This is a genomic window from Streptomyces poonensis, assembly GCF_014650915.1.
Lineage (GTDB): Bacteria > Actinomycetota > Actinomycetes > Streptomycetales > Streptomycetaceae > Streptomyces > Streptomyces poonensis.
Genome location: NZ_BMVW01000003.1, coordinates 168,723 through 193,727, shown reverse-complemented (window position 1 = coordinate 193,727; position 25,005 = coordinate 168,723). Strand labels below are relative to the sequence as shown.

20 protein-coding genes and 1 pseudogene are annotated in these 25,005 nt (G+C 72.5%); 14 read left to right on the top strand and 7 right to left on the bottom strand.

Annotated features, from left to right (window positions below):
- Positions 1–3: 3 nt before the first annotated feature.
- Positions 4–342, top strand: coding sequence for a hypothetical protein (locus tag IE242_RS11010; RefSeq protein ID WP_229858749.1), 339 nt, complete (start codon positions 4–6; stop codon positions 340–342).
- Positions 343–479: 137 nt separating this feature from the next.
- On the opposite strand, the gene IE242_RS11005 is transcribed toward IE242_RS11010, so the two are convergent.
- A complete protein-coding gene (locus IE242_RS11005; RefSeq protein ID WP_189857902.1) occupies positions 480–1,385 on the bottom strand; it encodes an oxidoreductase in 906 nt (301 codons plus the stop codon).
- Positions 1,386–1,517: 132 nt separating this feature from the next.
- Between IE242_RS11005 and IE242_RS11000 the strand changes: the two genes are divergently transcribed.
- Positions 1,518–2,393: a helix-turn-helix transcriptional regulator gene (locus IE242_RS11000; RefSeq protein WP_189857900.1), complete on the top strand. Its 876-nt coding sequence runs from the start codon at positions 1,518–1,520 to the stop codon at positions 2,391–2,393.
- A gap of 44 nt (positions 2,394–2,437) precedes the next feature.
- On the opposite strand, the pseudogene IE242_RS37615 reads toward IE242_RS11000, so the two are convergent.
- Positions 2,438–3,121, bottom strand: a pseudogene (locus tag IE242_RS37615) (helix-turn-helix transcriptional regulator); the annotation flags it as partial.
- 486 nt (positions 3,122–3,607) lie between these two features.
- A complete protein-coding gene (locus tag IE242_RS10995; RefSeq protein ID WP_189857898.1) occupies positions 3,608–4,600 on the bottom strand; it encodes a helix-turn-helix domain-containing protein in 993 nt (330 codons plus the stop codon).
- Between the two features lie 300 nt (positions 4,601–4,900).
- Here IE242_RS10995 and IE242_RS10990 point away from each other — a divergent pair, with 300 nt between their 5' ends.
- Positions 4,901–5,836, top strand: a complete 936-nt coding sequence (locus IE242_RS10990) for an alpha/beta hydrolase fold domain-containing protein (RefSeq protein WP_229858748.1) — start codon at positions 4,901–4,903, stop codon at positions 5,834–5,836.
- Between the two features lie 57 nt (positions 5,837–5,893).
- Here the strand turns inward: IE242_RS10990 and IE242_RS10985 are convergent, their stop codons facing one another.
- Entirely contained in the window at positions 5,894–8,692 is a 2,799-nt protein-coding gene (locus tag IE242_RS10985) for an AAA family ATPase (RefSeq protein ID WP_189857896.1), read from the bottom strand.
- 163 nt (positions 8,693–8,855) lie between these two features.
- Here IE242_RS10985 and IE242_RS10980 point away from each other — a divergent pair, with 163 nt between their 5' ends.
- Positions 8,856–11,801 (top strand): AAA family ATPase, encoded by a 2,946-nt coding sequence (locus IE242_RS10980; RefSeq protein WP_229858747.1) that lies wholly within the window; start codon positions 8,856–8,858, stop codon positions 11,799–11,801.
- 60 nt (positions 11,802–11,861) lie between these two features.
- Here the strand turns inward: IE242_RS10980 and IE242_RS10975 are convergent, their stop codons facing one another.
- Together IE242_RS10975 and IE242_RS10970 are read right to left on the bottom strand one after the other, a co-directional pair.
- The gene (locus tag IE242_RS10975; protein ID WP_229858746.1) at positions 11,862–12,776 is read right to left on the bottom strand and encodes a LysR family transcriptional regulator; all 915 of its coding nucleotides are present in this window, start codon (positions 12,774–12,776) and stop codon (positions 11,862–11,864) included.
- A 60-nt stretch (positions 12,777–12,836) separates the two neighbouring features.
- Positions 12,837–13,415 carry a Dps family protein gene (locus IE242_RS10970; protein ID WP_189857895.1) on the bottom strand — a complete coding sequence of 193 codons (579 nt, stop codon included), beginning with the start codon at positions 13,413–13,415 and terminating at the stop codon, positions 12,837–12,839.
- A 399-nt stretch (positions 13,416–13,814) separates the two neighbouring features.
- On the opposite strand from IE242_RS10970, the gene IE242_RS10965 reads away from it, so the two are divergent.
- The 5 genes from IE242_RS10965 to IE242_RS10945 all read left to right on the top strand — a co-directional run bounded on the left by IE242_RS10965 (position 13,815) and on the right by IE242_RS10945 (position 19,244).
- Positions 13,815–14,954: a low temperature requirement protein A gene (locus tag IE242_RS10965; RefSeq protein WP_189857893.1), complete on the top strand. Its 1,140-nt coding sequence runs from the start codon at positions 13,815–13,817 to the stop codon at positions 14,952–14,954.
- A 296-nt stretch (positions 14,955–15,250) separates the two neighbouring features.
- The gene (locus IE242_RS10960; RefSeq protein WP_229858861.1) at positions 15,251–17,131 is read left to right on the top strand and encodes an amidohydrolase; all 1,881 of its coding nucleotides are present in this window, start codon (positions 15,251–15,253) and stop codon (positions 17,129–17,131) included.
- A gap of 132 nt (positions 17,132–17,263) precedes the next feature.
- Positions 17,264–17,926: a hydrolase gene (locus IE242_RS10955; RefSeq protein ID WP_189857889.1), complete on the top strand. Its 663-nt coding sequence runs from the start codon at positions 17,264–17,266 to the stop codon at positions 17,924–17,926.
- A gap of 57 nt (positions 17,927–17,983) precedes the next feature.
- On the top strand, positions 17,984–18,526 hold the full coding sequence (locus IE242_RS10950) for a DoxX family protein (RefSeq protein ID WP_189857887.1): 543 nt from the start codon (positions 17,984–17,986) through the stop codon (positions 18,524–18,526).
- Positions 18,507–19,244, top strand: a complete 738-nt coding sequence (locus tag IE242_RS10945) for a YoaK family protein (protein WP_189857884.1) — start codon at positions 18,507–18,509, stop codon at positions 19,242–19,244. The genes IE242_RS10950 and IE242_RS10945 overlap by 20 nt, the downstream gene beginning before the upstream one ends.
- Before the next feature lie 91 nt (positions 19,245–19,335).
- Here IE242_RS10945 and IE242_RS10940 read toward each other — a convergent pair whose 3' ends face one another.
- On the bottom strand, positions 19,336–20,505 hold the full coding sequence (locus tag IE242_RS10940) for an MFS transporter (RefSeq protein ID WP_373299513.1): 1,170 nt from the start codon (positions 20,503–20,505) through the stop codon (positions 19,336–19,338).
- A gap of 510 nt (positions 20,506–21,015) precedes the next feature.
- Between IE242_RS10940 and IE242_RS10935 the strand changes: the two genes are divergently transcribed.
- From IE242_RS10935 to IE242_RS38570, 5 genes are all read left to right on the top strand, one after another.
- A complete protein-coding gene (locus tag IE242_RS10935) occupies positions 21,016–21,741 on the top strand; it encodes an alpha/beta fold hydrolase (protein ID WP_189857881.1) in 726 nt (241 codons plus the stop codon).
- A 91-nt stretch (positions 21,742–21,832) separates the two neighbouring features.
- A complete protein-coding gene (locus tag IE242_RS10930; RefSeq protein ID WP_189857879.1) occupies positions 21,833–22,690 on the top strand; it encodes an alpha/beta fold hydrolase in 858 nt (285 codons plus the stop codon).
- 87 nt (positions 22,691–22,777) lie between these two features.
- Positions 22,778–23,029, top strand: a complete 252-nt coding sequence (locus IE242_RS10925; protein WP_308436763.1) for a hypothetical protein — start codon at positions 22,778–22,780, stop codon at positions 23,027–23,029.
- Between the two features lie 672 nt (positions 23,030–23,701).
- Positions 23,702–24,520, top strand: a complete 819-nt coding sequence (locus IE242_RS10920; protein WP_189857877.1) for an aminoglycoside phosphotransferase family protein — start codon at positions 23,702–23,704, stop codon at positions 24,518–24,520.
- 342 nt (positions 24,521–24,862) lie between these two features.
- Complete coding sequence (locus tag IE242_RS38570) at positions 24,863–24,994, top strand: hypothetical protein (protein ID WP_268249445.1); 132 nt, start codon at positions 24,863–24,865, stop codon at positions 24,992–24,994.
- The last annotated feature ends 11 nt before the right edge of the window (positions 24,995–25,005 follow it).

The window sequence follows — 25,005 nt, the reverse complement described above, 5'->3', positions numbered from 1 at the left end:
GTCGTGTGGTGGGTTCGGCTGATGGTGTGGGCGGGGCGGGATCCGCCGATCAGCCGCTGGTGTTCTGTCGGCAGCCTGATCGAGGACGGGCGGCAACGACACCGGCGACACCTGCTCAGCGAGGTGTTCCCGCACGGCCTCACCTTGCTCACCGAGGCGGTCCGCCGTCCCGTCACGGAGCGCATCGAACAGTCCCGACGAACCGGCACCGGCTCCGCCGGCATCGTGGCCGGAACGGTCCTGATCATCAACATGCGTAGGAGCGCTCTCGACGGAGGCGATCTCGTGGCCTGCCTCGGCATCCAGATCGGTGCACCGCCGGCCGCGACCCCGCCCATCTGATCACCCGAGCAAGATGGGTGCCGCCGACGAACGCGTCACCGGTCCTGCTGGAGCGTTCCGTGCCTGCTGCCCGGACTGACGGCTCGTCGTGCGGGGCGGCGACCGTCCCGTCGGATCGTTCATCTCCCCGGGTCCGCTCATGGATAGCTGATGCCGGTCAGTTCCTCTGCCGTCGTCCACAGCCGCCTGCCGACGGCCGGGTCCGCCGCCTCTTGGCTGAGCCGAGCCTCGGTGACCCGGCCCCGTGTCTCCCAGAGCCCGGACGGCCCGAAGAACTGGCCGCCGCGCACGCCGGGTTCGGTCGCGGCGCGCAACTGCGGCAGTGCGCCCTGCTCCACCGACTGGGTGGCCAGCAGGCCGAACCACGCGATCAACTGCCCGAACCGGCCGCGGTGCTCCCATGCGCGCGGAGTCAGATTGGTGCGGGTGAGACCGGGATGGGCCAGCGTGCTGACGATCGGCAGTCCGGCAGCGCGCAGGCGGCGGTCCAGCTCGACGCCGAAGACCGTCGTGGCGAGCTTGGAGCGGCCGTAGGCGGGAGCGGCCCGGTAGCCACGCTCGTACATCAGGTCGTCGAAGTCGAGGTGCGCGTTCTTGTGGGTGATCGAGCTGAGGCTGACCACCCGGGGCTCCCTCGCCGTGGCCAGTGCGCCGAGCAGCAGGCCGGTCAGCGCGAAGTGGCCCAGCATGTTGGTGCCGAGGTGCAGCTCGAAGCCGTCGGCGGTGGTACGGCGCGGGCCGAGCAACACCGCGCCGGCGTTGTTCACCAGAAGGTCGATCGCCGGGTGGTCGGCGGCCAGCTTCGCGGCGAACGCGCGTACGGAGTCGAGGGAGGCCAGGTCCAGCTCGCGCACCTCGACGTCGCCACGGATCCGGCGGGCGGCCTCGTCGCCGGCGGCGGTGTCGCGGACGGCGAGCACGACACGGGCGCCATGGCGGGCCAACTCGGTCGCGGTGACCAGGCCGAGGCCCGAGTTCGCGCCGGTCACGACGGCGATCCGGCCGTGCTGGTCGGGGATGCGGTCGGCGGTCCATCCGGTCATCCGCTGCTCCTCCAGGGTGTCGGTGGGCTGGACCGACGACGCTAGGAGCAACGCGAGCCGGTCCGGTCGTTCCCGGTTGCCTAGGTCTGCGGGACCTACCTCGGGTGCCCGGCCACGCGGCACACTTGCGGCATGACCCATCCGTACGCCCGTGAACTCGGAGACTTCCTGCGCGCCCGGCGCGGCCGGCTGCGTCCGCACGACGTCGGCCTGGAGCCGGGCGGCCGACGCAAGGTCACCGGGCTGCGGCGCGAGGAGCTGGCCCTGCTGGCCGGGCTGAGCACCGACTACTACCAGCGGATGGAGCAGGGCCGGGAGGTACGCCCGTCCGATGACGTCCTGGACGCGCTCGCCGGCGCGCTCGGTCTCGACGACGAGGAACGCCGGCACCTGTTCACGCTGGCCCGTGCCGCCCGCCGGCCCGTGCCCGCCCGGGTGGACCACGGTCCGGAACGGGTGCCGGACAGCACGCGGCGGCTGCTGCGGGTGATGGACACCCCGGCGGTCGTGCTCGGCCGCCACCTCGACCTGCTCGCCTGGAACCCGATGGCGGAGGCGCTGCTCGGCAGCCCGGGCGCCCACCCGCCGCACCGGCTCAACATGCTCCTGCTGATGTTCGACGACACGCTGACCGGCGAGCGGAGCTGCCCGGACTGGGAGCGGCAGGCCCTGGAGTACATCGGCATGATGCGGGCCGCCGTCGCCACCGATCCCACCCATCCGCGCGCCACCGCGATCGTCGGTGAACTGAGCATCCGCAGCGCCGAGTTCCGGCGGCTGTGGGCCCGGCACGACGTACGCGCGTCGGTCAGCGGCACCAAGACCTTCCGGGTTCCCGAGGTCGGCGACATCGTCCTGGACTGGGACACCTATCCGCTGCCCGGCAGACCCGGCCCGGTCATGCTGGTCTTCACCGCCGAGCCGGGCGGCGCCGACGCGGACCGGCTGCGACTGCTGGCGTCGTTGCACGCGACCCGCTCGGCACTCGCTGACAAGCGCTCCTCCTGACCGGGCGCAGGCGCGCCGGGGGCCGGCCGCCGCAGCCGCCACGTGCTGGGCGCACGCCCGTAGGTGGCCTTGAACACCCGGCTGAAGTGTGCGGGTGTCGTGAAACCCCAGCGGCGGGACACCGCTGCCACTGTGGCGGGCGGGCCGGGGCGGCTCAGTTCGCGGCGGGTCTCGGTGAGGCGGCGGGCGCGGACCCACGCGCCGAACGTGGTGCCGTCACGCGCGAACAACTGGTGCAGTCGCCGCACGGACAGGTAGTGCGCGGTGGCGACGGTCTCCGGGCTGAGGGAGGTGTCGCCCAGGCGGTCCTCGATCCACCAACGGATCGTGCTGAGCTGTGCTGCCGGGTCCGGGGGAGGAGCCGGGTGGGCGCGTTCGTGCACGAGCGTGTCGACGACGTCGTACAGGTGCGTGACCAGCCGGTGCTGCCGGGCGGCCGCGCCGGGTCCCGAAGCCCATGCCGGTGCCGACGCGGTCACCGTCGTCAGCAGTGCGGCCAGGACCGACGCGGTGCCGTGTGCGGTGGTGACCGGGTGCCGGGCGGCGGCCACCACCTCGGCCACGGGGGAGGACAGCGCGTGGAGCGGTATGTCGAACACGGTCACCTCTGCGGGCGCCACGGCCTCGGCCTCGATCGCCCCCGGCCGGCCGTCGCTGTCGTGCGTGACCAGGAGGAGGGTGCCGGATTCCGGCGTCGTGGCTCCCTCGACCGTCGTCCGCAGCAGCATCTGCCCGGTGGCGCCCAGGACGTACGCCGCCAGTCGTGCTTCCCCGGCAGGGCCGGGCACCGCCGACGGCAGCCGGGTCCCCGCGCCGAGCAGGAAGGTGGACAGGTTTCCCCAGGGCGTGCGCAGCGACCGGCCCACGTCGACGACCGGTGGCGGGGCCGGGCGTGCGGCGTGTGCGACGGTCGGCGGTGGGCTGGCGGGACAGGACATTCCGGGCTCCGTTGGGCTGGGACCAGCCGGCGGTGACGCTGCCGGCCTGCCCAGTGTCGGACGATGCGCGGTATGCGGTGTAAGTCGTTTGACGGGCGTCCTTCCGTCGACGCCGCCCGTGCCCGTACGGCGCAGGTCGCGCGGAACTCGGCAGCGCGGGCACGTCACCTGGTGCGCGGTGCGCGGTGTGCCGCGGCCGGACGGCACCCGCCGCACAGCGCCGGGCGCACCGCCCGGCTTCACCCGGCTCGTCCCGCCTCTGCCGCTGTGCCACCCCTACCGCTGTCGCGGCATCGAGATGTCGGCCGGAGCGCCGCCGGAGCGTGCGGCGGCTGCCCGCCACTCGCTGGGCGTAAGACCGTAGACAGTCTTGAAGGTCCGGGTGAAGTGGGCGGCGTTGGTGAATCCCCAGCGGTGGGCCACCGCGCTGACGGTGGGGGCGGCGCGACGGCGGCGGGCGAGTTCGCGGGCGCACTCCTCGACACGGCGGCGCTGGACGTACCGCATGAGCGTGGTCTGCTCCGTCTCGAAGACGCGGTGGAGGTAACGGACGGAGACACCGTGGGCGGCGGCGATGTTCTCGGGTGTGAGGCCGGGGTCACCGAGGTGCTGTTCGATGTAGCCGCGGACGGCGGCCCCGAGCGGATTGCCGTCGAGCGGTTCGTCAGGGGCGGCGGGCGGGGAGAGTTCGTCGACGAGGGCGGCCAGCAGGTCGGCGCCGACCCCGGCGAGACGCTCACCGGCCGGGGCGGGAAGGCGGTCACCGGTGGTGGCGAGCGTGTCGACGAACGCCGCCGCGAGTGCGGGCGCCCCCTGGTCCATCGGCACGGTGCGACCGGTGAGGGCGGCGAGCCGGGACCGGGGGACGCCGACGGCGCGCAGCGGCAGATGCAGGATCTGGATGGTGAACCGGCTGCGCAGATCCAGGGAGAACGGGAGGTCGGGGTCGATGAGGACGAGGTCCCCCGTCTCGAGCGCGGTGTGCCGGCCGCCCTGGACGAGAGCGCCGGATCCGGCGCGTTGCAGCGCGAGGCAGACACGCGGATGCGCCGCCGGGACGGCCGGCGGCCGGAGCCGGCTGATGCGGCACGCGTCGGCGGTGGCGGTGAGCGCGACGGCGTAGCCGAAGCGGGCCGCGCCGATCCCGGCGTCGAAGGACGAGGTGCTGCGTACGGTCACCCGGACCGGCACCCACCATGACCGCAGTGCGTCCTGCCAGGCGGTGAGCCGCTCCTCCACCGCGACCGGTGCTGTCCCGTGTTCCTCCATGGGCGCGTCAGTCTCCTCACATCTCCGCCGCGGGCACCCGCGCTGTCCCGTCGTGTCCAGCATCGGGGGGTGAGCCCGGGCGGAGGTAAGTCATCTGACGTGTGTTCGTGCCACGTTCTCCGGCGACCGCGCCCCAGGATGTGCGCGCTGCGTCATGAGAACATGCCGCATCGCCGCGGATACGCAGGTGACCGGTACGTAGGGTGTGAGTCGGCCGTGCGGGGCGCGCGGGCCGGTCGGGTGCGTGGAGCCGGTCGTGTGCTCCTCGTGGCAGGTACGTCGTCGCAAGGAGCCGCCACCGTGGAGTCAGACATGCAGCACTCCCCGCCGCTCGTCCTCGACCAGGCCGCCGAGGCGTTCGTCGCGCTCGGCCGGCCTCCGGCGGAGGCCCCGGTGCGGGCGCCCGCCGTGGTGGCCGAGGACGTGACGGAGGACTGGCTGGCGCTGCCCGGCGAGGACGGACAGCGGATCCGGGTGCGGGTGCTGCGTCCGGCGGGTACGACGGGGCCGCTGCCCGTCGTCCTGTACGCGCACACGCCGGGGTGGGGTTTCGACGATCCGGACGGGCACCGTGCGTGGTGGGAGGACCTGGCGCTGGGCGCGGACGCGGCGGTCGTGGTGCCGGAGTACGACACGGAGTCCCAGGCCCGGCATCCGTTCGCCGTACGCCGCTGTCACGCCGTGGCGCGGTGGCTGGCACGTGAGGGCGCCGCGTGGGGGCTCGACGGTGGCCGGACGGCGGTGTTCGGAGTGGCGGGCGGCGCGGGGATCGCCGCGGCGCTGACCCTGTCGGCGGCCGGGCGCGACGACATCTCCTTCGTACAGCAGGTGCTGGTCTGCCCGGCTGTCGATGCCGCGATGAGTACGGCCTCGCACCGGCAGTTCGCCGAGGGATACGGCCTGACGGGCGCCGACGCGGCGGCCTTCTGGCGGTGGTACGCCGACCCGGCCGACCACACGGAGCCCGCGGTGTCGCCGCTGCGGGCCGGTACGGAACTCCTGGCGGGACTGCCCCCGACCCTGGTGCTGACGGCGGAGGCGGACATCCTGCGCGACGAAGGCGAGGCATACGCGTCCGGACTCCGGGCGGCACGTGTGCCGGTGGTGTCGCTGCGCTGCCACGGCACCGTGCACGGCTTCACGGTGTTCGACGCGCTGCGCAACAGCGAGGTGGCGGCGGCGGCGCGCACCCACGCCCTCGACACGCTGCACAGCGCGCTGCACAGGTACGCGTGAGGCGCCCGGAGGGGTGAGCCCGGCACCTGGCGGGCGGCCCGGTGCCAGCCGGGCGGATCACCCGGAGTCCTCGCCGCCCCGGAGAGCGTGGGAGAGCGCGGCTCTCGACGTCACTCCCAGCTTGGGGAACGCCTTGTAGAGATGCGCCCCGACGGTACGGGGGGACAGACGCAGCCGGTTGCCGATCTCACGGTTGGTCAGCCCGGCGGCCGCCAGCTCCGTGATGCGGCGCTCCTGGGCGGTCAGGTGGTGCCAGGCGTCGGGCCGCGGGGTGGTCCGGTGCGGATCGTGTCCGACCGTCCGCAGCTCGCGGGCCGCTGCCGCCGCCCAGAGTGCGGCACCCAGAGCGGTGAAGGTCCGGTGCGCGACGAGCAGCGGGGCGGCGGCGGCCTTGCGGTGACCGCCGCGGCGCAGCTGCGCGCCGTACGCGAGGTGCAGCCGTGCCTTCTCCATCGGCCACCGGTCGGAGCCGGGGTGGGCGAGTGCCGCGCGGAAGCACGCCTCGTCCTGGGACTCGACGGCCCGGGCGACGGCCAGCACGAAGGAGTGGTGGGCGGAGATCAGGTGGATCTCGGCCGCGACGGCCGCGTCGACATGGGCCCGGGCCTGCGCATGGCGTCCCGTGTGGATCGCGGCCTGGACGAGGTCGAGGAAGGCGTGCTGGAACCAGGGCACCCGGGCGGGCAGACGACCGGCCGGCGTGACGGCCGCGGCGTGGGCGTAGGCCTCCTCGTAGTCCTGCGCACCCAGCGCGAGGAGCGAGCGGTGGGCGTGCATGCCGTCCGTCAGGAAGCGCAGTTCGCGCTTGCGGGCCCAGGGGCCGAGCCGTTCGTGCAGGGCGTCCAGTGCCGCCTCGTCCCCGCGCGCGGCCAGGATGAACCCGGTGTGCAGGTGATGGGTCATCTCATGCAGTTCGAAACCCCGGGCGACCGACTCCCGTGCACCGCGCTCGGCCGACCGCAGGGCGTTGTCCCAGCGGCCCGCCAGCACGTCGTCGCGGCAGGTGACCAGGTTGACGAAGGCCCGTGTCCCCCAGACGTCCTGCCGGCCCAGCCGCTCCAGCACCGCGGGGTGCTCGCCCACCGCGTTCAGGCCGACCGCCGTCCACAGGATCAGCCAGACGGACTGGGCCTCCTGCTCGGGTGTCAGACCCGCCAGCAGGTCACGGAGCCGGTCACCGGCCCCATGGGCGGTGCGGGCGGGGTCCTTCCAGACGTCGTGACAGAGCCGGGCCAGCGGTGAGGCGAGATGGATGTGCCGGTCGAGGGCGTCCCAGATGTCCTCGTCCCCGGTGTACACGGCCACCAGGATCAGCAGGCAGTACAGGTAGTCCCACAGGCCGGCCAGGGCCTCCTCCGGCCGGGGAGCGGCGTCGAGACCGTCGAGGATGCCCGCCATGAGGGAGGCCGGAGTACGGAGGTCGGAACCCTCGTGCAACTGGAAGAAGGCGATGGAGAACCGGTGGATCGGGGCCAGTTCGGCCGGGACGGGATGTCTCGCCACCTCGGCCATCAGATGGCGCAGGTGCTCCAGGGCGGCCGAGCCGCGACTGGCGAGCGACGCCGCCATGATGCGCCGGGTGGCAGCGGCGCCGGGATCCTCGCTGAGTGCCGCGGCACGGGCGTACAGACGGGCCGCCTCGATGTCGCCCCTCCGCAGGGCCATGGCCTGCGCGGCCCGTTCGAGGCGCAGTGCGACCGTCTCGTCGGCGCCGATGGTCCCGGCCGCCAGATGGAGGGCGTGCCGCGGGTGGTCCTCGGGGAGGGCCCCGGCGAGTTCCAGGTGGGCTTCGCGTACGGCGGAGGGCGGGGCGAGATGCACCGCGCAGGAGCCGATCAGGGGGTGACGCAGTCGCGGCCGTCCGGTGACCGGGTGTGTGTCGGCCAGACCGGACTCGACGAGCTCCCGTTGCGGGTGGCCGTCGCCCGCGGCATCCGCAGCCGGGTCGGGCTCACCCGCGAGGACGTGGTCATGACCGCTCTCGGTGCCCAGCGCGGTCAGCAGCAGCAGATGGCGTGCGGCACGGGAGAGCGTGTTGATCCGGCTGCCGAAGACGTCCGCCAGCCGCTCGCCGACCGGCAAGGGGGCACCCAGGGGCAGCAGACCCCGGTGGGAGACCCGGTCGAGCTGACGCGGCAGCTCGATCAGGGCCAGAGGGTTGCCCTGGGCCTCGCACAGGATGCGCTCCACGGCGCTCTCCTCCAGGCCGGGACGGTGCGCTTCCACCAGCAGGCGTGCCTGCTCGTCGGTCAGGCGCGGTACGTCGACGATGTCGCTGCCGACCGCGGCCTCGACGGGCATCCCCTCCGGGCGCGTCGCCGCCAGGAGGACGACCGGCAGCTCCGTCACACGGTCCTGCAGAGAACCGAACACCGTGGCGCTGGTCGTGTCGCAGCAGTGCAGATCGTCGAGGACGACCAGCAGCGGCCGGTGTGCGGCAGCCCGGGAGAGGAGCCCCAGCGTGGCGTCCCCGACCGCGAAGCCGTCGGGCTGGGCCCCCTCCCGCACGCCGAGTGCGCGTTCCAGGGCGTCGCGCTGGGCCGAGGGGAGGCCGGTGGTCCCGTCGAGCAGCGGCCACAGCACCTGGTGCAGCGCGGCGTAGGCCAGATCGGCTTCCGCCGGTGCCCCGGCCATGCGCAGCACGCGCATGCGTCTGACCTCGGCCCGGGCGACGGCCCACTCCAGCAGCGCGGTCTTTCCCATACCGGCCTGACCGCGCAGCAGCAGTGCGGATCCGGTCCCGGAGACGGCGTGGTCGAGCGCGTCCGACAGCAGGGCACACTCGCTCTCGCGCCCGACGAGCGCCCGCACGTCGGGCGTTCCGGGCACGGCGACTTCGAACCCGCTGCCGCCCATCGGTCCCTCCCTTTTGATGTAGTTTTCAAGTACACCGTATCCGCACACTTGGACGTGGTGATCCGCCGCCCAGGCGGTGGCCGACGACGGTCGACGACGGCCAGACCGGCGGGCGCGCCGGGTGCACCGGGTGCGCCGGGTGCGCCGGGAGCCGGCTCGCCTGGTGTCCGCCGGCACCGGCTGCGGCGGCCGGTGCCGGCGGGACGACCCGGTCCTCTTCGGCGATCCGGCCGGGGATCCGGCCGGGACATCTGACCAGGGTGAATGCCGGATATTCTGCGCTTGGTACGACGAACTGTGCGGTGTCAGGAAGGTGTTGGCCGACGGCGGCCGGGCCGGAGAGGTGGTCGGGTTGTCCGTGCCCGGTGGCGGCGGCTTCGTGGGGCGGCGGCGTGAGAGGGAGCTGCTCGCCCGTGTGCTGGAGAGCGCGCGGACCGGAGCGGGCGGATCGGCCGTACTGCTGCGCGGCGAGGCGGGCATCGGCAAGACGGCGCTGCTGGAGTGGACGGAGGCACGCGCCCGCGGCAGCGGCTTCCAGGTGCTGCGCGCGGTGGGTGCCGAGGCCGACGCGGAGGTGGCCTTCGCGGCGCTGCACGAGGTTCTCCTTCCGCTCCTCCCCGATCTCCATGTCCTGCCCACGCGCCAGCGTGAGGCTCTGGAGTGCGCTCTCCGGCTGCGGGAAGGGGCCCCGGCGGGTGGCTTCCTGGTCGGTGCGGCGGCGCTGACCCTGCTTGCGGAGGCGGCGCGCGACCGGCCGTTGCTGGTCGTCGTCGACGACCTGCACTGGGTGGACTCCTCCAGTGCGCAGGTCCTCGCCTTCCTGCACCGGCGTGTCGGCGACGTGCCCGTGGCCATGGTCGCGGCCTGCCGCCCCGGCGTCGGCGAGGCGGAGGGCTGGCCCGCACCCCTGCTGGAGGTGGGAGCGCTCGCACCCGAGGACGCCGGCACACTGCTGCGCAGCCGTCATCCCGGACTCGCGGCCGCGACGGCACACCGGTTGCTGTCGGAGGCGGCCGGCAATCCGCTCGCCCTCGTCGAACTGCCCGCCCAGCTGGACGAGAACGCGCTGCGGGGCATCGATCCGCTGCCGGACGGCCTGCCGCTCGGGCAGCGCCTGGAGCGGGTGTTCGCCGACCGGCTGGAGGCCCTGTCGCCCGACGCCGCCCGTGTGCTGCTGCTCGCCGCGCTCGGCGGCGGGGCGGCGGGCCTCACCGGCACCTGGCTGCAGAGGGTCGCCGGCGAGAAGACCGGGCAGGTACTGCGGCACATCGAGACCATCGGCCTGGCCCGGCTCGACTCCTCCGGCCGGCTCGTCTTCCGGCACCCGTTGATGCGCAGCGCCGTCCTCTCCCGTGCCACCGAGGCCGAGAAGCGCCGCGCGCACCGCACGCTGGCGGCCCAGAAGGCGGCCGACGACCCACGGCGGCTGGTGCACGAGGCGTCGGCGGCCACCGGGCCGGACGAGGACCTCGCGCGTGAACTCCAGCAGGCCGGGCAGCTGATCGCCGCACGTGGCGGGGACGCCGAGGGCGCGCTGCTGCTGGACCGGGCGGCCGCGCTGAGCGCCGGCCCGGCCGACCGTGCCAGCCGTCTGACCTGGGCGGCCGTGATGGCGGCCCGCGGCGGACGGCTCGCCTACACCGCCCGGCTCGTGCGGGAACTGCGCCGGTCCCCGGTTCCCGACGACATCGCGCCGCTCTTCGCCTACGCGGTCGTCTACGTCGACCAGAGTCACCGGATCGAGTTCGAGTCGTCGTTCACCCTGCTGCCCGCGGCACTGGACGCCTTGACGGAACCGGACGCCCAGTCGTTCGACGGGCTGGTCGAGCAGGTCTTCTTCAAGCTTCTCCTGGCCTCGGCCTACACCGGCGACCCGCGGGGATGGCGCGCCCTGGACAAGCACCTGCCCCACGTCTCCGAACTGGCCCGGCTCTGCCACCGCGCGTGGTCCGACACCCCGCGCACCGCGCACGGAGTCGGCCCCGAACTGGCCGCCCTGGCCGACCGGCTGAGCGAGGAGCAGGAGGCGGGCTCGGCCTGGCTGCTGCTGTGGACGGCCTCCGCCGTGGACGCCGTCGACCACCGGATGCTGCGGCGGTTCACCGGCCAGTACGCCTACGCCACCCAGGGCTCGCTGGCGAAGGCCAAGTGCCACCAGGACTACCTCCACGGACGCTGGGAGGCGGCGGACGACTGCCTGCGCGAGGCGGAGGCGGCAGCGGACCTCGGCTACCACTGCAACGCGCTGCTGTTCCGCCACTATCACGCCCATTTCCTCGCCGGACGGGGTGACGAGGAGGGCCTGCGGCAGACCGCCGCGTCGATCGAGCCCGTCGCCCGGGCCGCGGGGATGCGTTTCGTCACCGATCACCTCGAGCACCTGCGCGGCATGGCCGCACTCGCGCACGGCCGCCACGAGGAGGCGTACACACGGCTCGCCGAGCTCTCCCCGCCCGGCGTGCTGCCCACCGGGCTCGCCTGGTTCCAGCTGCCGTTCTTCGATTTCGTGGACGCGGCCGTGCACACGGGGCGATGGGCGGAGGCCCGGGCGCACGTCGCGGCGGGGCGGACGGCACGGATGGCCGAGCTCTCCGGCCACCACGCCTTCCTGCTGGCTGCCGCGGCGGCGTTCGCGGCACCCGACGAGGAGGCGGAGGCCTGCTACCGGGAGGCCTGCGCCGTGCCCGGTGCGGACCGCTGGGTCTTCCCCATGGCGCGGCTCCGGCTCGTGCACGGCGTGTGGCTGCGGCGCCACCACCGGGCCGGGGCACGGGATCTGCTGCGCGAGGCACACCAGGCGTTCGTCCGGCTGGGGGCCACTCCTTGGGCGGAGCGGTGTGCGCAGGAACTACGGGCGGCGGGCGACCGCGTGGGCACCGGCACGGGCGACGCGAGGCTGCTGACCGGCCAGGAGCTGCGCATCGCCACACTCGCCGCCACCGGACTGTCCAACAAGGAGATCGGACGGGAGCTCGGGCTCTCCCCGCGGACCGTCGCCACCCATCTGTACAAGGTGTTCCCCAAACTGGGCATCACCTCGCGGGCCGCCCTCGCGCAGGCGCTGCGCGAGGGCGGCCCGCCGGAACCGGACCCCGCGGCGGCCGTCTGACGTCTGCCCCAGGTGATGCCCCCAGGTGATGCCCCCAGGTGATGCCCTCGGGTGATGCCCTCAGGTGATGTGCCGCAACAGCGCGGCGACTGCCGGGGGCGCCTCGCCGGGAGGCCGTACCACCATGATCTGCCAGCTCGGTGCGTGCCGGCGGAACCGGTGCTGACGCAGATCGGGGAACCGGTCCGCGATCGAGGCGGGCATGACGCAGACCCCCAGGTCGTTGCGGACCAGTTCGGCCGCGGCGACGATGTCGTTCACCTCGAACGTCGTGGTGTGTTCGACGCCGGCGGCGCGGAAGGCCCGGTCGACCGCGTGGCGGACGGCCCAGCCCGGCGAGAAGTCCACCAGAGGCAACCGGGCGACCTCGGCGAGGTCGACGCCGTCCGGCGCCGTCCCGGGGAGGATCCGGCGGGGCGACGCCACCAGCAGCATGTCCTCGTGGGACAGCAGCCGGGTCGCCAGTCCGCGCTGCTGCTGCCGGTCGAGGGCCACGACCGCCAGGTCCACCGTGCCGTCACGCAGTGCCTGGCGGATGTCGGCGACCGCCGCCTGCCGCAGCCGGACCACCACGCCCGGATGCTCCGCCCGCAAGGCGGCCAGGGCGTGGTGGAGCCCCGCCCAGACGCCCTGCATGATGCCGACCGTGATCCTTCCGCGCAGCTGCCCTTTCACCGCGTCGACCGCTTCCCGGGCCAGTTCGGCAGCCCGCAGGGTCGCCCGGGCGGCGGGGACGAAGGCCTCGCCCGCCGGGGTCAGGGCGACGCGGTGCGTGGTGCGGTCGAAGAGGGAGGTGCCCAGTTCGCGTTCGAGGGCCCGGACCGTGCCGGACACCGCGGACTGGACCACGTGCAGCCGCCGCGCCGCCGCCGTGAAGCCCCCCGTGTCGGCCACCGCGACGACGACCTCCATCTGCCGCAGATCCATCATCCGCTCCTGCTCACGCAGTACTCCGCCCGATGCCGGGGCGACCACCACCGTGCATCGTAGGCGGGGGCGGGTGGGGACAGCGGCGCGGGCGTCGTCGCGGTCGCCTCAGGACCGGACGAGGGGCGTGTCGACCAGGTGCTCGGCCAGGAACCAGGACTGCAGTTCACCGGTCCTGATCACCTGCGAGACGAACAGGTCGTTGGTGCCGTCGTCGCCCAGCTCGGCGGTGCGCGCTGCGGCGTCATGGGCCTCGACGAGGATGGTCTCGTGGGCCTCCAGCAGCCGCGACAGCATCGCCGGCACCTCCTCCACACCGTCCGGGGGCCGCGGGATCGACGTGATCTCCGCGACGTGCCGGGGGTCGCCCACCGCGACGCCGCCGAGTGACTGGACGCGTTCGGCGATGGCGTCGATCAGTTCCAGCTGCTCGCCCGCGTGCTTGTCCAGCACCAGGTGCAGTTGGTAGAAGGTCGCGCCGCGCATCAGCCAGTGGTGCTTCTTGTAGAGGCCGTAGAGGATCTGCGTGTCGGCGAGGGCCTTGTTCAGGCGCTGGCAGGAGTACATCCGGGCCTCGTACGACAGGCCGAGCGGGAACTGCTTGACGGTCCCGAAGTCCTGGATCACCTCGCCCTTCTGGTGCAGCCACGGCTGGCTGCCGCTCACGTGCCGGGAACTGGTGGTCATGATCCGCCTCCTGCGGTGCCGTGCTGGGTGTACCCGGGTGACGCTAGGCGGGGCGGTGACATCACCTTGCTCCGGAGCGCATACGAAACCGCCCGCCGGCGCACGGATCCGGTGCCCGCCACGGCGTGCGTTCCTGGTCAAGCGTCCGTGCACCGGTGGACACCTGCAGTCCCGGAGTGGCCCTAACGTCGGTGGGCGACTACACCCGCTGAACGGGCGCAACGAGGAACGAGCGGCAATGAGCATGGACGAGCAGGCGGATGTGATGGTCGGTGGTGCGTGTCCCCGTCCCACTTCTCACCGGACGGTCGGGCCGACCCCGGGAGCCCTCCGTTGAGCCGTAGGAGCACCCTTCGGACGGCCCCGGTCCGGATTCCGGCCGTACGGAGGCGCCACCCCATGAAGGGCCGTGACCCCGGGGAGGCGCATCGCACCGCCACCCCGCTGGAACTCTTCTTCGATCTGTGCTTCGTCGTCGCCGTGGCGCAGGCGTCGGAGAGTCTGCACGAGGCGCTGTCGCACGGGGAGTACGCCTCCGGCGCCCTGCGCTTCGCGCTGGTCTTCTTCACCATCTGGTGGGCCTGGATGAATTTCACCTGGTTCGCCTCCGCCTACGACCCCGACGACACCCCCTACCGGCTGGCGGTACTGGTGCAGATCACGGGGTCCCTCGTCCTCGCCGCCGGCGTCGGCCGTGCCTTCCACGAGGGCGACCTGCTCGTCATCACGCTCGGATACGTGGTGCTGCGCACGGCACTGGCCACCCTGTGGCTCCGGGCCGGACTCGCCGACCCCACCCGACGGAAAACCACGTTCCGCTTCGCCGCAGGGGTGACGGTCTGTCAGCTCGGCTGGGTCACGCTGCTGTTCGCTCCGGAGCAGGCTCGGCTGCCCGGCATCGCCGTGCTGATCCTCGCGGAGGTCCTGGTCCCCGTGTGGGCGCAGTCCGCCGGAATGACTCCCTGGCATCCGCACCACATCGCCGAGCGCTATGAGCTGTTCACCCTCATCGTGCTCGGTGAGTCCGTCGCGGCCGCCACCGTCGCCGTCCGGGGAGCGTTCGACCGGCATCACGGCACCGGTGCGCTGTACACGCTGGCCGCCGGCGGTCTGCTGACGGCCTTCGCCATGTGGTGGCTGTACTTCACCAGGCCCGCGCACACCCTGCTCGCCACCACGCACCAGGCTCACCGCAGGCGCTTCCCCTGGGCCTACGGTCACTACCTGATCTTCGCTTCGGCCACGGCCGAGGGGGCGGGCCTGGCCGCGTACGCCGATCACCTCACGCGCCATCACGGCACCTCGTCAGCGGGTGCCGCGCTGGCGGTCACCGTCCCGGCCGCCGTCTTCCTGCTCACCGTGTGGGCTGTGCACCTGCGGCCGCACCAGAGGCGGGCGGCCGAAGGCGTCCCGTTCGTCGTCACCGCGGCCGGCGTACTGCTGGCCGCATGGTCCCCACAGCCCGCACTCGTCGCCGGTGTGCTCCTGGGGTGTCTGGTCACGGTGGTGGTCACCGTCACCTCGCGACAACGGGCCTGACAGCACCGCATGACGAAGCCGCGCGGACCACCCGGAGGGGAGTGTCCGCGCGGCTTCGGCGTTGGCTGCCGGCCCAGCACCGACCCCACCGTGCCGGGCCACCGTGCCGTGCACGGTGGGGCAATTGCCAGTGCGCTGACCAGAAACCGGACCGAAACGGCCCGGCATAGCGTCAGGGCGAAGCAGCCGCGGCACGGTCCTCGTGCACCTCGCCGACATCTCGTCCGGCCCGGACGCGGCGCAGACGGAAATCCCGTGCAGTACGCCCCGCAGGAGGTTGTCGCAAGGTGTCCACGATGCCGGTCGGCGGGCTGGTTCCCCGCGCCACCCACGACGCGGCGGACCTCGTCGTCCGCAACGCCAAGATCCACACCGGTGACCCCCGCCTTCCGCAGGCCGAGGCGATCGCCGTCCGCGACGGAGTCATCACCGCTGTCGGCGACGACAAGGACGTCGCCGACCAGGTCGGTCCCGCCACGAGAGTGGTCGACGCACTCGGCCGCAGGATGATCCCCGGCCTCAACGACGCCCACCTGCACGTGATCCGCGGTGGTCTCAACTACGTGCTGGAACTGCGCTGGGACGGCGTCCGCACGCTGCGCCAGGGCCTGGCCATGCTGCGCGAGCAGGCGGCCCGGACGCCCAAGGGCCAGTGGGTACGGGTGGTCGGCGGCTGGTCCGCCGAGCAGTTCGCCGAACGCCGGCTGCCCACGGTCGCCGAGCTGAACGCCGCCGCACCCGACACCCCGGTGTTCGTGCTGCACCTCTACCAGTCCGCGATCCTGAACCGCGCGGCACTCAAGGCGGTGGGCTACGGCAAGGACACCCCCGATCCCCGCGGCGGCCAGATCGTACGGGGGCGCGACGGTGAACCCACGGGCATGCTGCTGGCCGCCCCGAGCGCCCTGATCCTCTACTCCACCCTGGCCAAGGCACCGGCGCTGGACGCGGAACACAGGAAGACGTCCACCCGCCACTTCCTGCGGGAACTGAACCGGTTCGGACTCACCTCGGCGATCGACGCGGCGGGCGGGTTCCAGAACTTCCCCGACAACTACGAGACGGTCACGGAACTCGCCCGCGAGGGCGAGCTGTCCCTGCGCATCGCCTACCACCTCTTCCCCCAGACGGCCGGCCAGGAGATCGACGACCTCACCCGCTGGATCGGCATGGTCCGCCCCGAGGACGGCGACGAATGGCTGCGCCTCAACGGCGCCGGAGAGAACCTCACCTGGGCGGCGGCGGACTTCGAGAACTTCGCCCAGCCGCGCCCGGACCTCGCGTCCGACTACGAGGCGGAGTTCGAGAAGGCGGTCCGCCTGCTGATGGAGAACGGCTGGGGTTTCCGGCTCCACGCCACTTACGACGAGACCATCCGCCGCGACCTGGCCGTGTTCGAGAAGCTCGCCGCGGAGGGCCTCTTCCCGGGCGGGAACCGGTGGCTGTTCGACCACGCGGAGACCGTGTCCGCGGACAGCCTCGACCGCATCGGCGCACTCGGCGGCGCCCTGTCGGTGCAGAACCGGCTGTCCTTCCAGGGCGAGGCGTTCGTACGCCGCTACGGCCCCGGTGCCGCCGCCGACGCCCCGCCGGTCCGCGCGATGCTGGGCCGGGGCCTGACCGTCGCGGCCGGCACCGACGCCACCCGCGTTTCCTCGTACAACCCGTGGATCGCCCTGCACTGGCTGGTCACCGGCCGTACGGTCGGCGACCTGACCATTCATCCGCCGCACAACCGGGTCGACCGGGAAACGGCACTGGAGATGTTCACCACGGCCGGCGCCGCGCTCACCGGTGAGGAGGACCTCAAGGGCGTGCTGCGTCCGGGCTTCCTCGGTGACCTCACCGTGCTGTCGGAGGACTACTTCACGGTGTCCGATGCGGAGATCCCGCACATCGAGGCCCTGCTGACGGTCGTGGGCGGCCGCATCGTCCACGCCGCGGGTGAATACGAGGGCATCGACGAGGAGTTGCCTCCGGTGACCCCCGGGTGGAGCCCGGTGGCTCACTACGGCGGCTATCAGGCGACACCGGTCGCGGCCCGGTCGGGCGCCCGCCAGGCCGAGCTGCTCGGCGAGGCCGCCGCTGAGTCGGAACTGCACCGCCAGTGGCGCGCCCGCCGCGGCCTCGTCCCCGAGACGGGCAGCGCGGTCTTCGACCCCTGCTTCTCGCTCTGACTCACCTCCTGACCTTCCTTCTGACTTCCCTCCTGACTTCCCTCCTGACTTCCCTCCTGACTTCCCTCCTGACTTTTTCCCGGCCGCGGACGACCGTCCGCGGCCACCATCCCCATCCTGAAAGGCACACTCATGGTCAACATCGCCGAGGTCACCGCGTCCCCCAGCCCCGACCTGCTCACCCCGGACAACTGCGCGGTGCTCTTCGTGGACCACCAGCCGCAGATGTTCTTCGGCACGGGCAGCGGCGACCGCACCGCGATCATCAACGCGACCGTCGGCCTGGCCAAGGCGGCGCGGGCGTTCGACGTCCCGGTGGTACTCAGCACCGTGGCCGCCGAGTCCTTCTCGGGGCCGATCATGCCGCAGCTGGCGGACGTCTTCCCCGACCAGAAGATCATCGACCGGACCTCGATGAACGCCTGGGAGGACACCGCCTTCGTCGACGCGGTCAAGGCGACCGGCCGCAAGAAGCTCGTCCTCGCCGGCCTGTGGACCGAGGTCTGCGTCGTCCTGCCCACCCTCTCCGCGCTCGCCCAGGGCTACGAGGTGTACGTCGTCACCGACGCGTCCGGCGGTGTCAGCCCGCAGGCCCACGAGCACGCCGTCCAGCGCATGATCCAGGCCGGGGCCGTCCCGGTGACCTGGGTGCAGGTGCTCCTGGAGCTCCAGCGCGACTGGGCCCGTGAGGAGACGTACGCCGCCACGACGGGCGTGGTGAAGGAGCACGGCGGCACCTACGGCCTCGGCCTCGTCTACGCGCAGGCCTTCATCGGCGAGCACGCCGCCGGCTGACCCGCTCCCCACAGCCGAACGGTTGAGTACGGACGTCAGGAACAGGCAGACGACGCAATGGACAGCGGACTGTTGGTGCTCCGGCTGGTGGTGGGACTCCTCGTCGCCGGGCACGGAGTGCAGAAGGTCAGTTTCCGGCTGGGCGGCAACGGACTGGCGGGCGGGACCGAGGAGTTCCGCCGTGACGGCTTCCGCGGTGGTGCGCTCACCGCGCTCGCCGCGGGCGGCAGCCAGATCGGTGCCGGCCTGTTCCTGGCGGCCGGCCTCCTCACTCCCGCGGCGGCGATGGCCGCCATGGGGGTGATGACGGTGGCCGGCACCGTCAAGTGGCACAAGGGGCTCTGGGTACAGAACGACGGCTACGAGTATCCGCTCGTCCTCGTCGCCGTGTCCGCGGCCCTCGCGCTCACCGGCCCGGGCCGCTGGTCGCTCGACCACGCCCTCGGGCTGCCCGAGTGGCCGCTGTGGGTCTCCGCCGCGGCGATCGTGATCGGCCCGGCCGGCGGACTGCTCACCCGTGTGGTGCTGACGGCGCCCGCCCGCGGTGACCGCGAGAAGGGCGACAAGGGAGGGACACCGCATGCACAGGCTGCTGACTGACGCGGCCCACACCTTGGTACCTCCCAAGGAGGACCGCCACGGGCCCCTGCCGCCGCTGTTGCTGGTGCTGACGGTGGTCACCGGACTCATCGACGCCGTGAGCTACCTGGCGCTCGGGCGGGTCTTCGTCGCCAACATGACCGGCAACGTGGTCTTCCTGGGCTTCGCCCTGGCGGGCGCGCCGGGCCTGTCCGTGCCCGCGTCCCTCGTCTCGATGGCGTCGTTCCTGACCGGAGCACTCACCGGTGGGCGGTTCGGCACCCGGTTCGCGGCACACCGCGGCCGGCTGCTGGCCACGACGACGGCCGTCCAGGCCGTACTGGTCGCCGGGACCGTGATCGCGGCCGCGGTCGCGGACGGCGAGGTGACCGGCCCGGTCCGGTACACCCTCATCGTGCTCCTGGGCATCGCCATGGGCCTGCAGAACGCGGTCGCCCGGCGCCTCGGAGTGCCGGACCTGACCACGACCGTCCTGACCCTCACCCTGACGGGACTGGCCGCGGACTCCTCGCCGGCCGGCGGAGCGGCCCCGCGGCCCGGCCGGCGCATCCTCTCCGTCCTGGCCATGTTCCTCGGAGCCCTCGTCGGCGGCCTGCTGCTGCGGCATACCGAGCTCCTCCTCATCCTGGGGCTGGTCCTGCTGCTGCTGGTGGTGACGTCGGTGGTCACCCACCGCCTGTCGGCCCCCGAACCCGCCTGGATCAGACCACAGTCGTGAGTGGGTCCGGCCGACGACGATGCGGCCTGGGCGCCGTCCGCAGCACGCGTCTCCCCGCGCACGCTGCGGACGGCGCAGCCGTGTTCGGTGGTCACTCTCCTCCGACCACCGGCCGGGTCCGCCGCTCGAAGGCCCAGTAGAGGAGGGCGGCCAGGGGAAGAGCGGCGCCCAGGACGGTGAGGGCGCTCCAGCCCCCGGCGTGATAGACGACGGAGCCGAGCTGGGAGCCGGCCGCGCCGCCGACGAAGAACGTGGCGATGAAGACGCTGTTGAGGCGGGCCCGCGCGGCGGCGTCGAGCTGGTAGACGGTGTGCTGTCCGAGGACGAGCGTGGTCTGTACGGCCGTGTCGATCACGATCGCGGCCAGGGCGATCAGGACGATGCTGTGCGCGCCCAGCCCGGCGACCACGAAGGCCAGGGCCGTGACCAGGAAGGCGGCACCGGTCATGGGGCGTACGAGTCCCCGGTCGGCCCAGCGTCCGGCGATCGGGGCGACAGCGGCCCCAGCCGCCCCGACGAGGGCGAACACACCGACCCCGACCTGCGAGTAGCGGAAGTGCGGGCCGGTCAGCACGAAGGAGACCGTCGTCCAGAAAGCACTGAACGCGCCGAACATCGCCGCCTGGTAGAGGCCGCGGCGCATCAGGGCGGGATGGGTGCGCACCAGCCGGGCGGTGGAGCGCAGCACATGGTGGTACGGGAGGGACGTGGTGGGCGCGTGCCGCGGCAGGGCCTTGCGCAGGGCCACGGTGAGGACGGCCGTCAGGGCGGCGGAGCCGAGGAAGACGGCACGCCAGCCGGCGACATCGGAGACCAGGCTGCTCAACGTACGGGAGAGCAGTATTCCGGTGAGCAGACCGCTCATGACCCGGCCGACGACACGGCCCCGGGCATGGTCGGCGGCCAGGTTCGCGGCGAAGGGCACCAGGATCTGCGCGACGACCGAGGTGGCGCCACTGATCAGCGACGCGGCGAGCAGCATGGGGAAGTTCGTCGCGAGTCCGGCTGCGACGGAGGCGAGCGTCGTGACCACCAGGAGGACGGTGACGAGGTCGCGCTTCTCCACCCGGTCGCCGAGTGGGACCAGGAACAGCATGCCGAGGACGTAGCCGACCTGGGTGAGGGTGATCAGCGTTCCGGCGGTTGCCGTGCTGACGTGGAAGACGCCGCTCAGGGAGGACAACAGCGGCTGGGCGTAGTAGAGATTGGCGACCGTCATTCCGGAAGCCACGGCCAGGAGGACGACCAGTCCGCCCGGCACGCCGTGCGAGGGCTTTTCGGTTGCCGATGCGGACGGGAGCCGAGTACGGAAGTCACCTGTTGCGGACATGAGCACCTTCTTTTTCGTCACGCAAGGAGAACTTCCGGGCCGCCGCCGCCCTTCCTCACCCGTGGCGATGGTTCGCGATGTCAGTCATCGCGAAGAGAGATGAACGCCTGGGGTGCCTGATCACGCTGAGATCCGTCGACCGCGCACGGACAGAACAGAACCAGGGCACGGAGGGAGAGTTGTGCCGCGTAGGCGGCCCTTACTGTTCCTCATGTGCCCACGGCATTCCGCTCGATGTGCACCGCGTACGGCGTCCAGCGGAGGAATCGCCCAGTGGCGACGACCGTCGCCCGGCCGAGGACGATCGGGCGGCGCATCGGTGCCCCGTGGCCCGGAAAGCGAATGATCCGTCCGAGCCCCGGCCGACAGGCGGCCCCGCACCCGAACCCATGACACCCATGTCACCGGCGACACCCGTGACACCCACGAAGGAGCATCCCCATGTCCCGTTCCGACAAGCCGACCGTCGTCCTCGTCCACGGAGCTTTCGCCGACGCCTCCAGCTTTTCCGAGGTCACCGCGCGGCTGCTCGCCCGCGGTCTGGACGTGGTCGTCCCGGCCGTCCCCAATCGCAGCCTGATCGGTGACGCCGCCTACATCGCCTCGATCGTCCGGCAGATCCCCGGCCCGGTCGTCCTGGTGGGCCACTCCTACGGCGGTGCCGTCATCACGGTCGCCGGCACCGAGGACAATGTCACGGCACTGGTCTACCTGGCCGGTTACGCCCTGGAGAAGGGCGAGAGCCTCGGCGAACTGCAGGGCCGCTTCCCGGACTCCGACCTCGCCACCGCGCTGGTCTACACCCCCTTCCCCCTTGAGGGCTCGACCGAGACCGGCACCGACGTGTCGGTCGAGGCCGACAAGTTCCCGGCCATCTTCGCCGCCGACGTCGACCCCCGGCTCGCCGCCGTCCTCGCCGTCTCCCAGCGCCCGCTCGCCGCGCAGGCGTTCGCCGACGCGGCCCCGGCCGCCGCCTGGAAGACCAAGCCCTCCTGGGGCCTGGTCGCCTCGGCGGACCACACCATCAACCCCGACGTCGAACGCTACGGCTACCAGCGGGCCGGCATGACCACCGTCGAGGTCGACTCCTCGCACCTGGTGATGCTCTCCCACCCTGAGCGCGTCGTCGACCTGATCGAGGAAGCCGTCCGGGCCACCTCCGCCTGAACCACGGGCGGCTCGTCACGCCGCCCGTCCGGCCGTCGCACGCCGGTGTCACCCACCCTGCCGACTCCGCCGCCTTCATAGAGAGCGAACGATGAACTCACCGATCTCACGCCGTACCGTCACGGCATCTCTCCTGGCCGGCGCCGCCGCCCTGGGCACCGCGAGCGCCGGGTACGCCACACCGGCGGCCGCAGCCGGCCGTCACCCGGGCAGACCGTCCGGGCGGCCGGACACCCCCACCGTCGTCCTGATCCACGGCGCGTTCGCCGACGCCTCCAGCTGGAGCCAGGTGATCGAGCGCCTGCAGCGGCGGGGTCACCGCGTCCTGGCGCCGGCCCTGCCGCTGCGCGGACTGGCGAGCGACGCCGCCTACATCCGCAGCGTCCTCGACACGGTCACCGGACCGGTCGTGCTGGTGGGGCACTCCTACGGCGGAGCGGTCATCAGCCAGGCCGCCGACGACGCCCCGCAGGTCGAAGCCCTGGTCTACATCGCCGCCTTCGTCCCCGAGGTCGGCGAGAGCGCGCTCCAGCTGACCGACAGGTTCCCCGGCAGCACCCTGGGACAGGCCACCACCACCCAGTACTATCCGCTGCCCGACGGTGGGCAGGGGGAGGAGCTGGTCATCAAGAAGGAGCTGTTCCGCAAGCAGTTCGCGGCCGGAGTCCCCGTCCGGACCGCTCAGGTGATGGCGGCGGGACAGCGACCGATCACCCTGGCCGCGCTCCGGGAGACGGCGACCGCCGCCGCCTGGAAGAAGATCCCCAGCTGGTACCTCGTGGCCACCGAGGACCGCAACATCCCCCCGGCCGCCGAACGGTGGATGGCCGAGCGCGCCCGCGCCCGCACCGTGACCGTGCACGCGCCGCACGCGGTGTCCGTGAGCGATCCCGGACCCGTCACCGACCTGATCCTGCGCGCCGCCCGGTCCGTACGTTCCGCCCACTGACCCGGACCGGACCGGTCACCCGGCCCCGTCCCGCCCCCGACGACGTCCCACTCCGTGCGACCTGAAGCAAGAGAAGGAAGAGTCAGCATGACCAGAGTCCTGACAGGTGCGCGCACCGGCCTCCTGGCCTCGGCCGTGGCGGCAGCGCCGTCGTCACGAACATCGACGACTTCGCGTTCACCGGTCCACGGCGACACGCTCCTGGCCGCGATCAACGAGGACAACGAGATCGCGCTGGTGAAGCCGGGCGGCAGCCACAGGACCGTGCTGACCGGCGCCGACGGTCTGGAGGGCCCGACCTCCCTCGCCGTCCGCGGCAACACCGCCTACATCGCCTGACCACCCGGAACGACATGGGTTCCGGGAAGCGGCTGCGTCGCTTCGCCGACAGCCGCGGCCCACAGCACAGCGGTCCAGTACAGTCCGGCAGTCCCGCTCACCAGTCGAGGTCGAGCCTCAACGCAGCGTCCTCGTCCGCCATCCACCGGTCGCCGGTCGCCGGTCGAACTCCGCCTGGGTCACGAAGACACATGTCGTTCAGAGGGGGCGGGTGGCGGGTGGTGGATCGCCCCGTTCGGGAACGGAAGGCATGGGCGGTGCTGCTCGGTCTCCGTCCGCAGCGAGCGCTCCGGGGCGTCGGGGTCGTGGGCGAAGCAGCACAGGCCATGCGGCGAGGCTGTGGGGCACAGTCCCCACTTGCATTCGAGCAGGCAGGTCAGCGGCGCGCGCGGGCGGGCCCGGCGGCTCTGCATCCCAGGTGATGCGGCCTCCGGTCACAGGAGTACCGGCGCACAGAGAAGTGCCGGCGTGCCCACAGCCGAGCGGTGACCCGGTGGCACCCAACGGGCCTTTGGGCAGGATGCCCTGGGCGGGCCACGACGCGTTGGCGGGTCTGGATGCGCTGGTAGGTGCTGTGCAACAGCACAGCCTCGACCGTCCTGCACGCCACGGCAAGAAATGGTGTGGGAAGGGTGGGAGCACGAGCGTGTGCTCCTGACAGGATGCCTGCTCATGAGTTCTGGAAAATGGAGCACGCATGCGATCGAGTTGACCGGTGACAGGGTGATCAAACGGTTCCCGAACGGGGACGGCGGCCGTGCCGAGCGTGAGTGGCGGGCTCTGACGCTGCTGGCCAGGCATGCGCCCGGGCTGACGCCGGAGCCGCTGGAGGCCGACCTCGCAGCGTTCGAGCCGGTAGTGGTGATGTCCCGGCTCGACGGGGAGCCCTTGCGCGGCGGTGTGGTGGGAAGCGAGCAGATCAAGGCCCTGGCCGGGGCGGTGGCTACGCTGCATGCCGCGGTGCCGTCCAATGTCATGGACGACATCCCTCTGCGGCCTGGACATCAGGCTGAGCTCATCGGGCACCTTGACGTGTGGGCGGTGGCGGCGCGCCCCAGAGCCGAGGGTCTGGTGCGACAGGGCATGGACGCCGGTCTGGCCTGGCTCGCCGGATCCGGTCTGGACGCCGATGAGCCGTGGAAGGTGCCGTGGATCTTCGGGCCCGGCGATGGCAATCTCGCGAACTATCTGTGGGACGGCAACCGGGTTCAGGTCGTCGACTTCGAGGATTCCGGCCGCAGTGATCGCGCATTCGAGCTGGCGGAGATCACCGAACACGTGGGCAGCTGGGTGGCCGACCCCCTGGACGTCTCCGCGTTTCTGGACCATTTCGATCTCACTCCCGCGGAGACGGCACGGCTGCGGGAATGCCGCCGGCTGCTTGCTCTCGTCTGGCTGTTCCTGCTGGCGGGCGACGCCCCGGAGAATCCCAGGAATCCGCCGGGGACCGCCGAGCGGCAGGCCGACCGGTTGTTGGATCTGCTGGCCTGAGGATGAGTTCGGGTTCGGCGGCAGTTCCGCAGAGCCCGAGCCGAGCCCGAGCCGGCGCGGCCGCATCCGTCTCAGGGCGGGCCGCTGGGTCACGCGCAGTGGGGTCACGTCCGGTTCGCCGGGCATGGCGGGCCGGGCGGCTGCGGGGGTGGCCGTGGGCGACGATGGTGACCGGTTGTGGGCAGTGCGGGCAGTGCGGGCAGGGGGGAAGCGGGGGCAGTTGCTGACAGTGTGGGCAGTTGCGGGTCGCGGTGAGCTCCATCGACCGCCCTGCTCGCCGTCCCGCTACCATCTCAGCGGCGTCGGCAGCCGTCTACGCCCAGGCAGCCATCCGGAGCGGTCGTGCCCACTGAAGGCCCCGGCAAGTCGGCAGTGTGGGCGAAGGCCCTCGCTGCGTTCGTCCTCCTCGTACTCGTTCCCCTGGTGATCTGGGCCATGGTCTCCTTCCAGGGGTCGAGCGCATTTCCGTGGTGAGCTCGGTCGCC

Excerpts from the sequence above, each read along its gene's own strand:
- IE242_RS10925 (WP_308436763.1), top strand. The coding sequence starts at position 22,778 with ATGACCAGAGTCCTGACAGGTGCGCGCACCGGCCTCCTGGCCTCGGCC.
- IE242_RS10950 (WP_189857887.1), top strand. The coding sequence starts at position 17,984 with ATGGACAGCGGACTGTTGGTGCTCCGGCTGGTGGTGGGACTCCTCGTC.
- IE242_RS10960 (WP_229858861.1), top strand. The coding sequence starts at position 15,251 with ATGCCGGTCGGCGGGCTGGTTCCCCGCGCCACCCACGACGCGGCGGAC.
- IE242_RS10995 (WP_189857898.1), bottom strand. The coding sequence starts at position 4,600 with ATGGAGGAACACGGGACAGCACCGGTCGCGGTGGAGGAGCGGCTCACC.
- IE242_RS10935 (WP_189857881.1), top strand. The coding sequence starts at position 21,016 with ATGTCCCGTTCCGACAAGCCGACCGTCGTCCTCGTCCACGGAGCTTTC.
- IE242_RS10920 (WP_189857877.1), top strand. The coding sequence starts at position 23,702 with ATGAGTTCTGGAAAATGGAGCACGCATGCGATCGAGTTGACCGGTGAC.
- IE242_RS10945 (WP_189857884.1), top strand. The coding sequence starts at position 18,507 with ATGCACAGGCTGCTGACTGACGCGGCCCACACCTTGGTACCTCCCAAG.
- IE242_RS10985 (WP_189857896.1), bottom strand. The coding sequence starts at position 8,692 with ATGGGCGGCAGCGGGTTCGAAGTCGCCGTGCCCGGAACGCCCGACGTG.
- IE242_RS11000 (WP_189857900.1), top strand. The coding sequence starts at position 1,518 with ATGACCCATCCGTACGCCCGTGAACTCGGAGACTTCCTGCGCGCCCGG.
- IE242_RS10930 (WP_189857879.1), top strand. The coding sequence starts at position 21,833 with ATGAACTCACCGATCTCACGCCGTACCGTCACGGCATCTCTCCTGGCC.
- IE242_RS11005 (WP_189857902.1), bottom strand. The coding sequence starts at position 1,385 with ATGACCGGATGGACCGCCGACCGCATCCCCGACCAGCACGGCCGGATC.
- IE242_RS10970 (WP_189857895.1), bottom strand. The coding sequence starts at position 13,415 with ATGACCACCAGTTCCCGGCACGTGAGCGGCAGCCAGCCGTGGCTGCAC.
- IE242_RS10955 (WP_189857889.1), top strand. The coding sequence starts at position 17,264 with ATGGTCAACATCGCCGAGGTCACCGCGTCCCCCAGCCCCGACCTGCTC.
- IE242_RS10965 (WP_189857893.1), top strand. The coding sequence starts at position 13,815 with ATGAAGGGCCGTGACCCCGGGGAGGCGCATCGCACCGCCACCCCGCTG.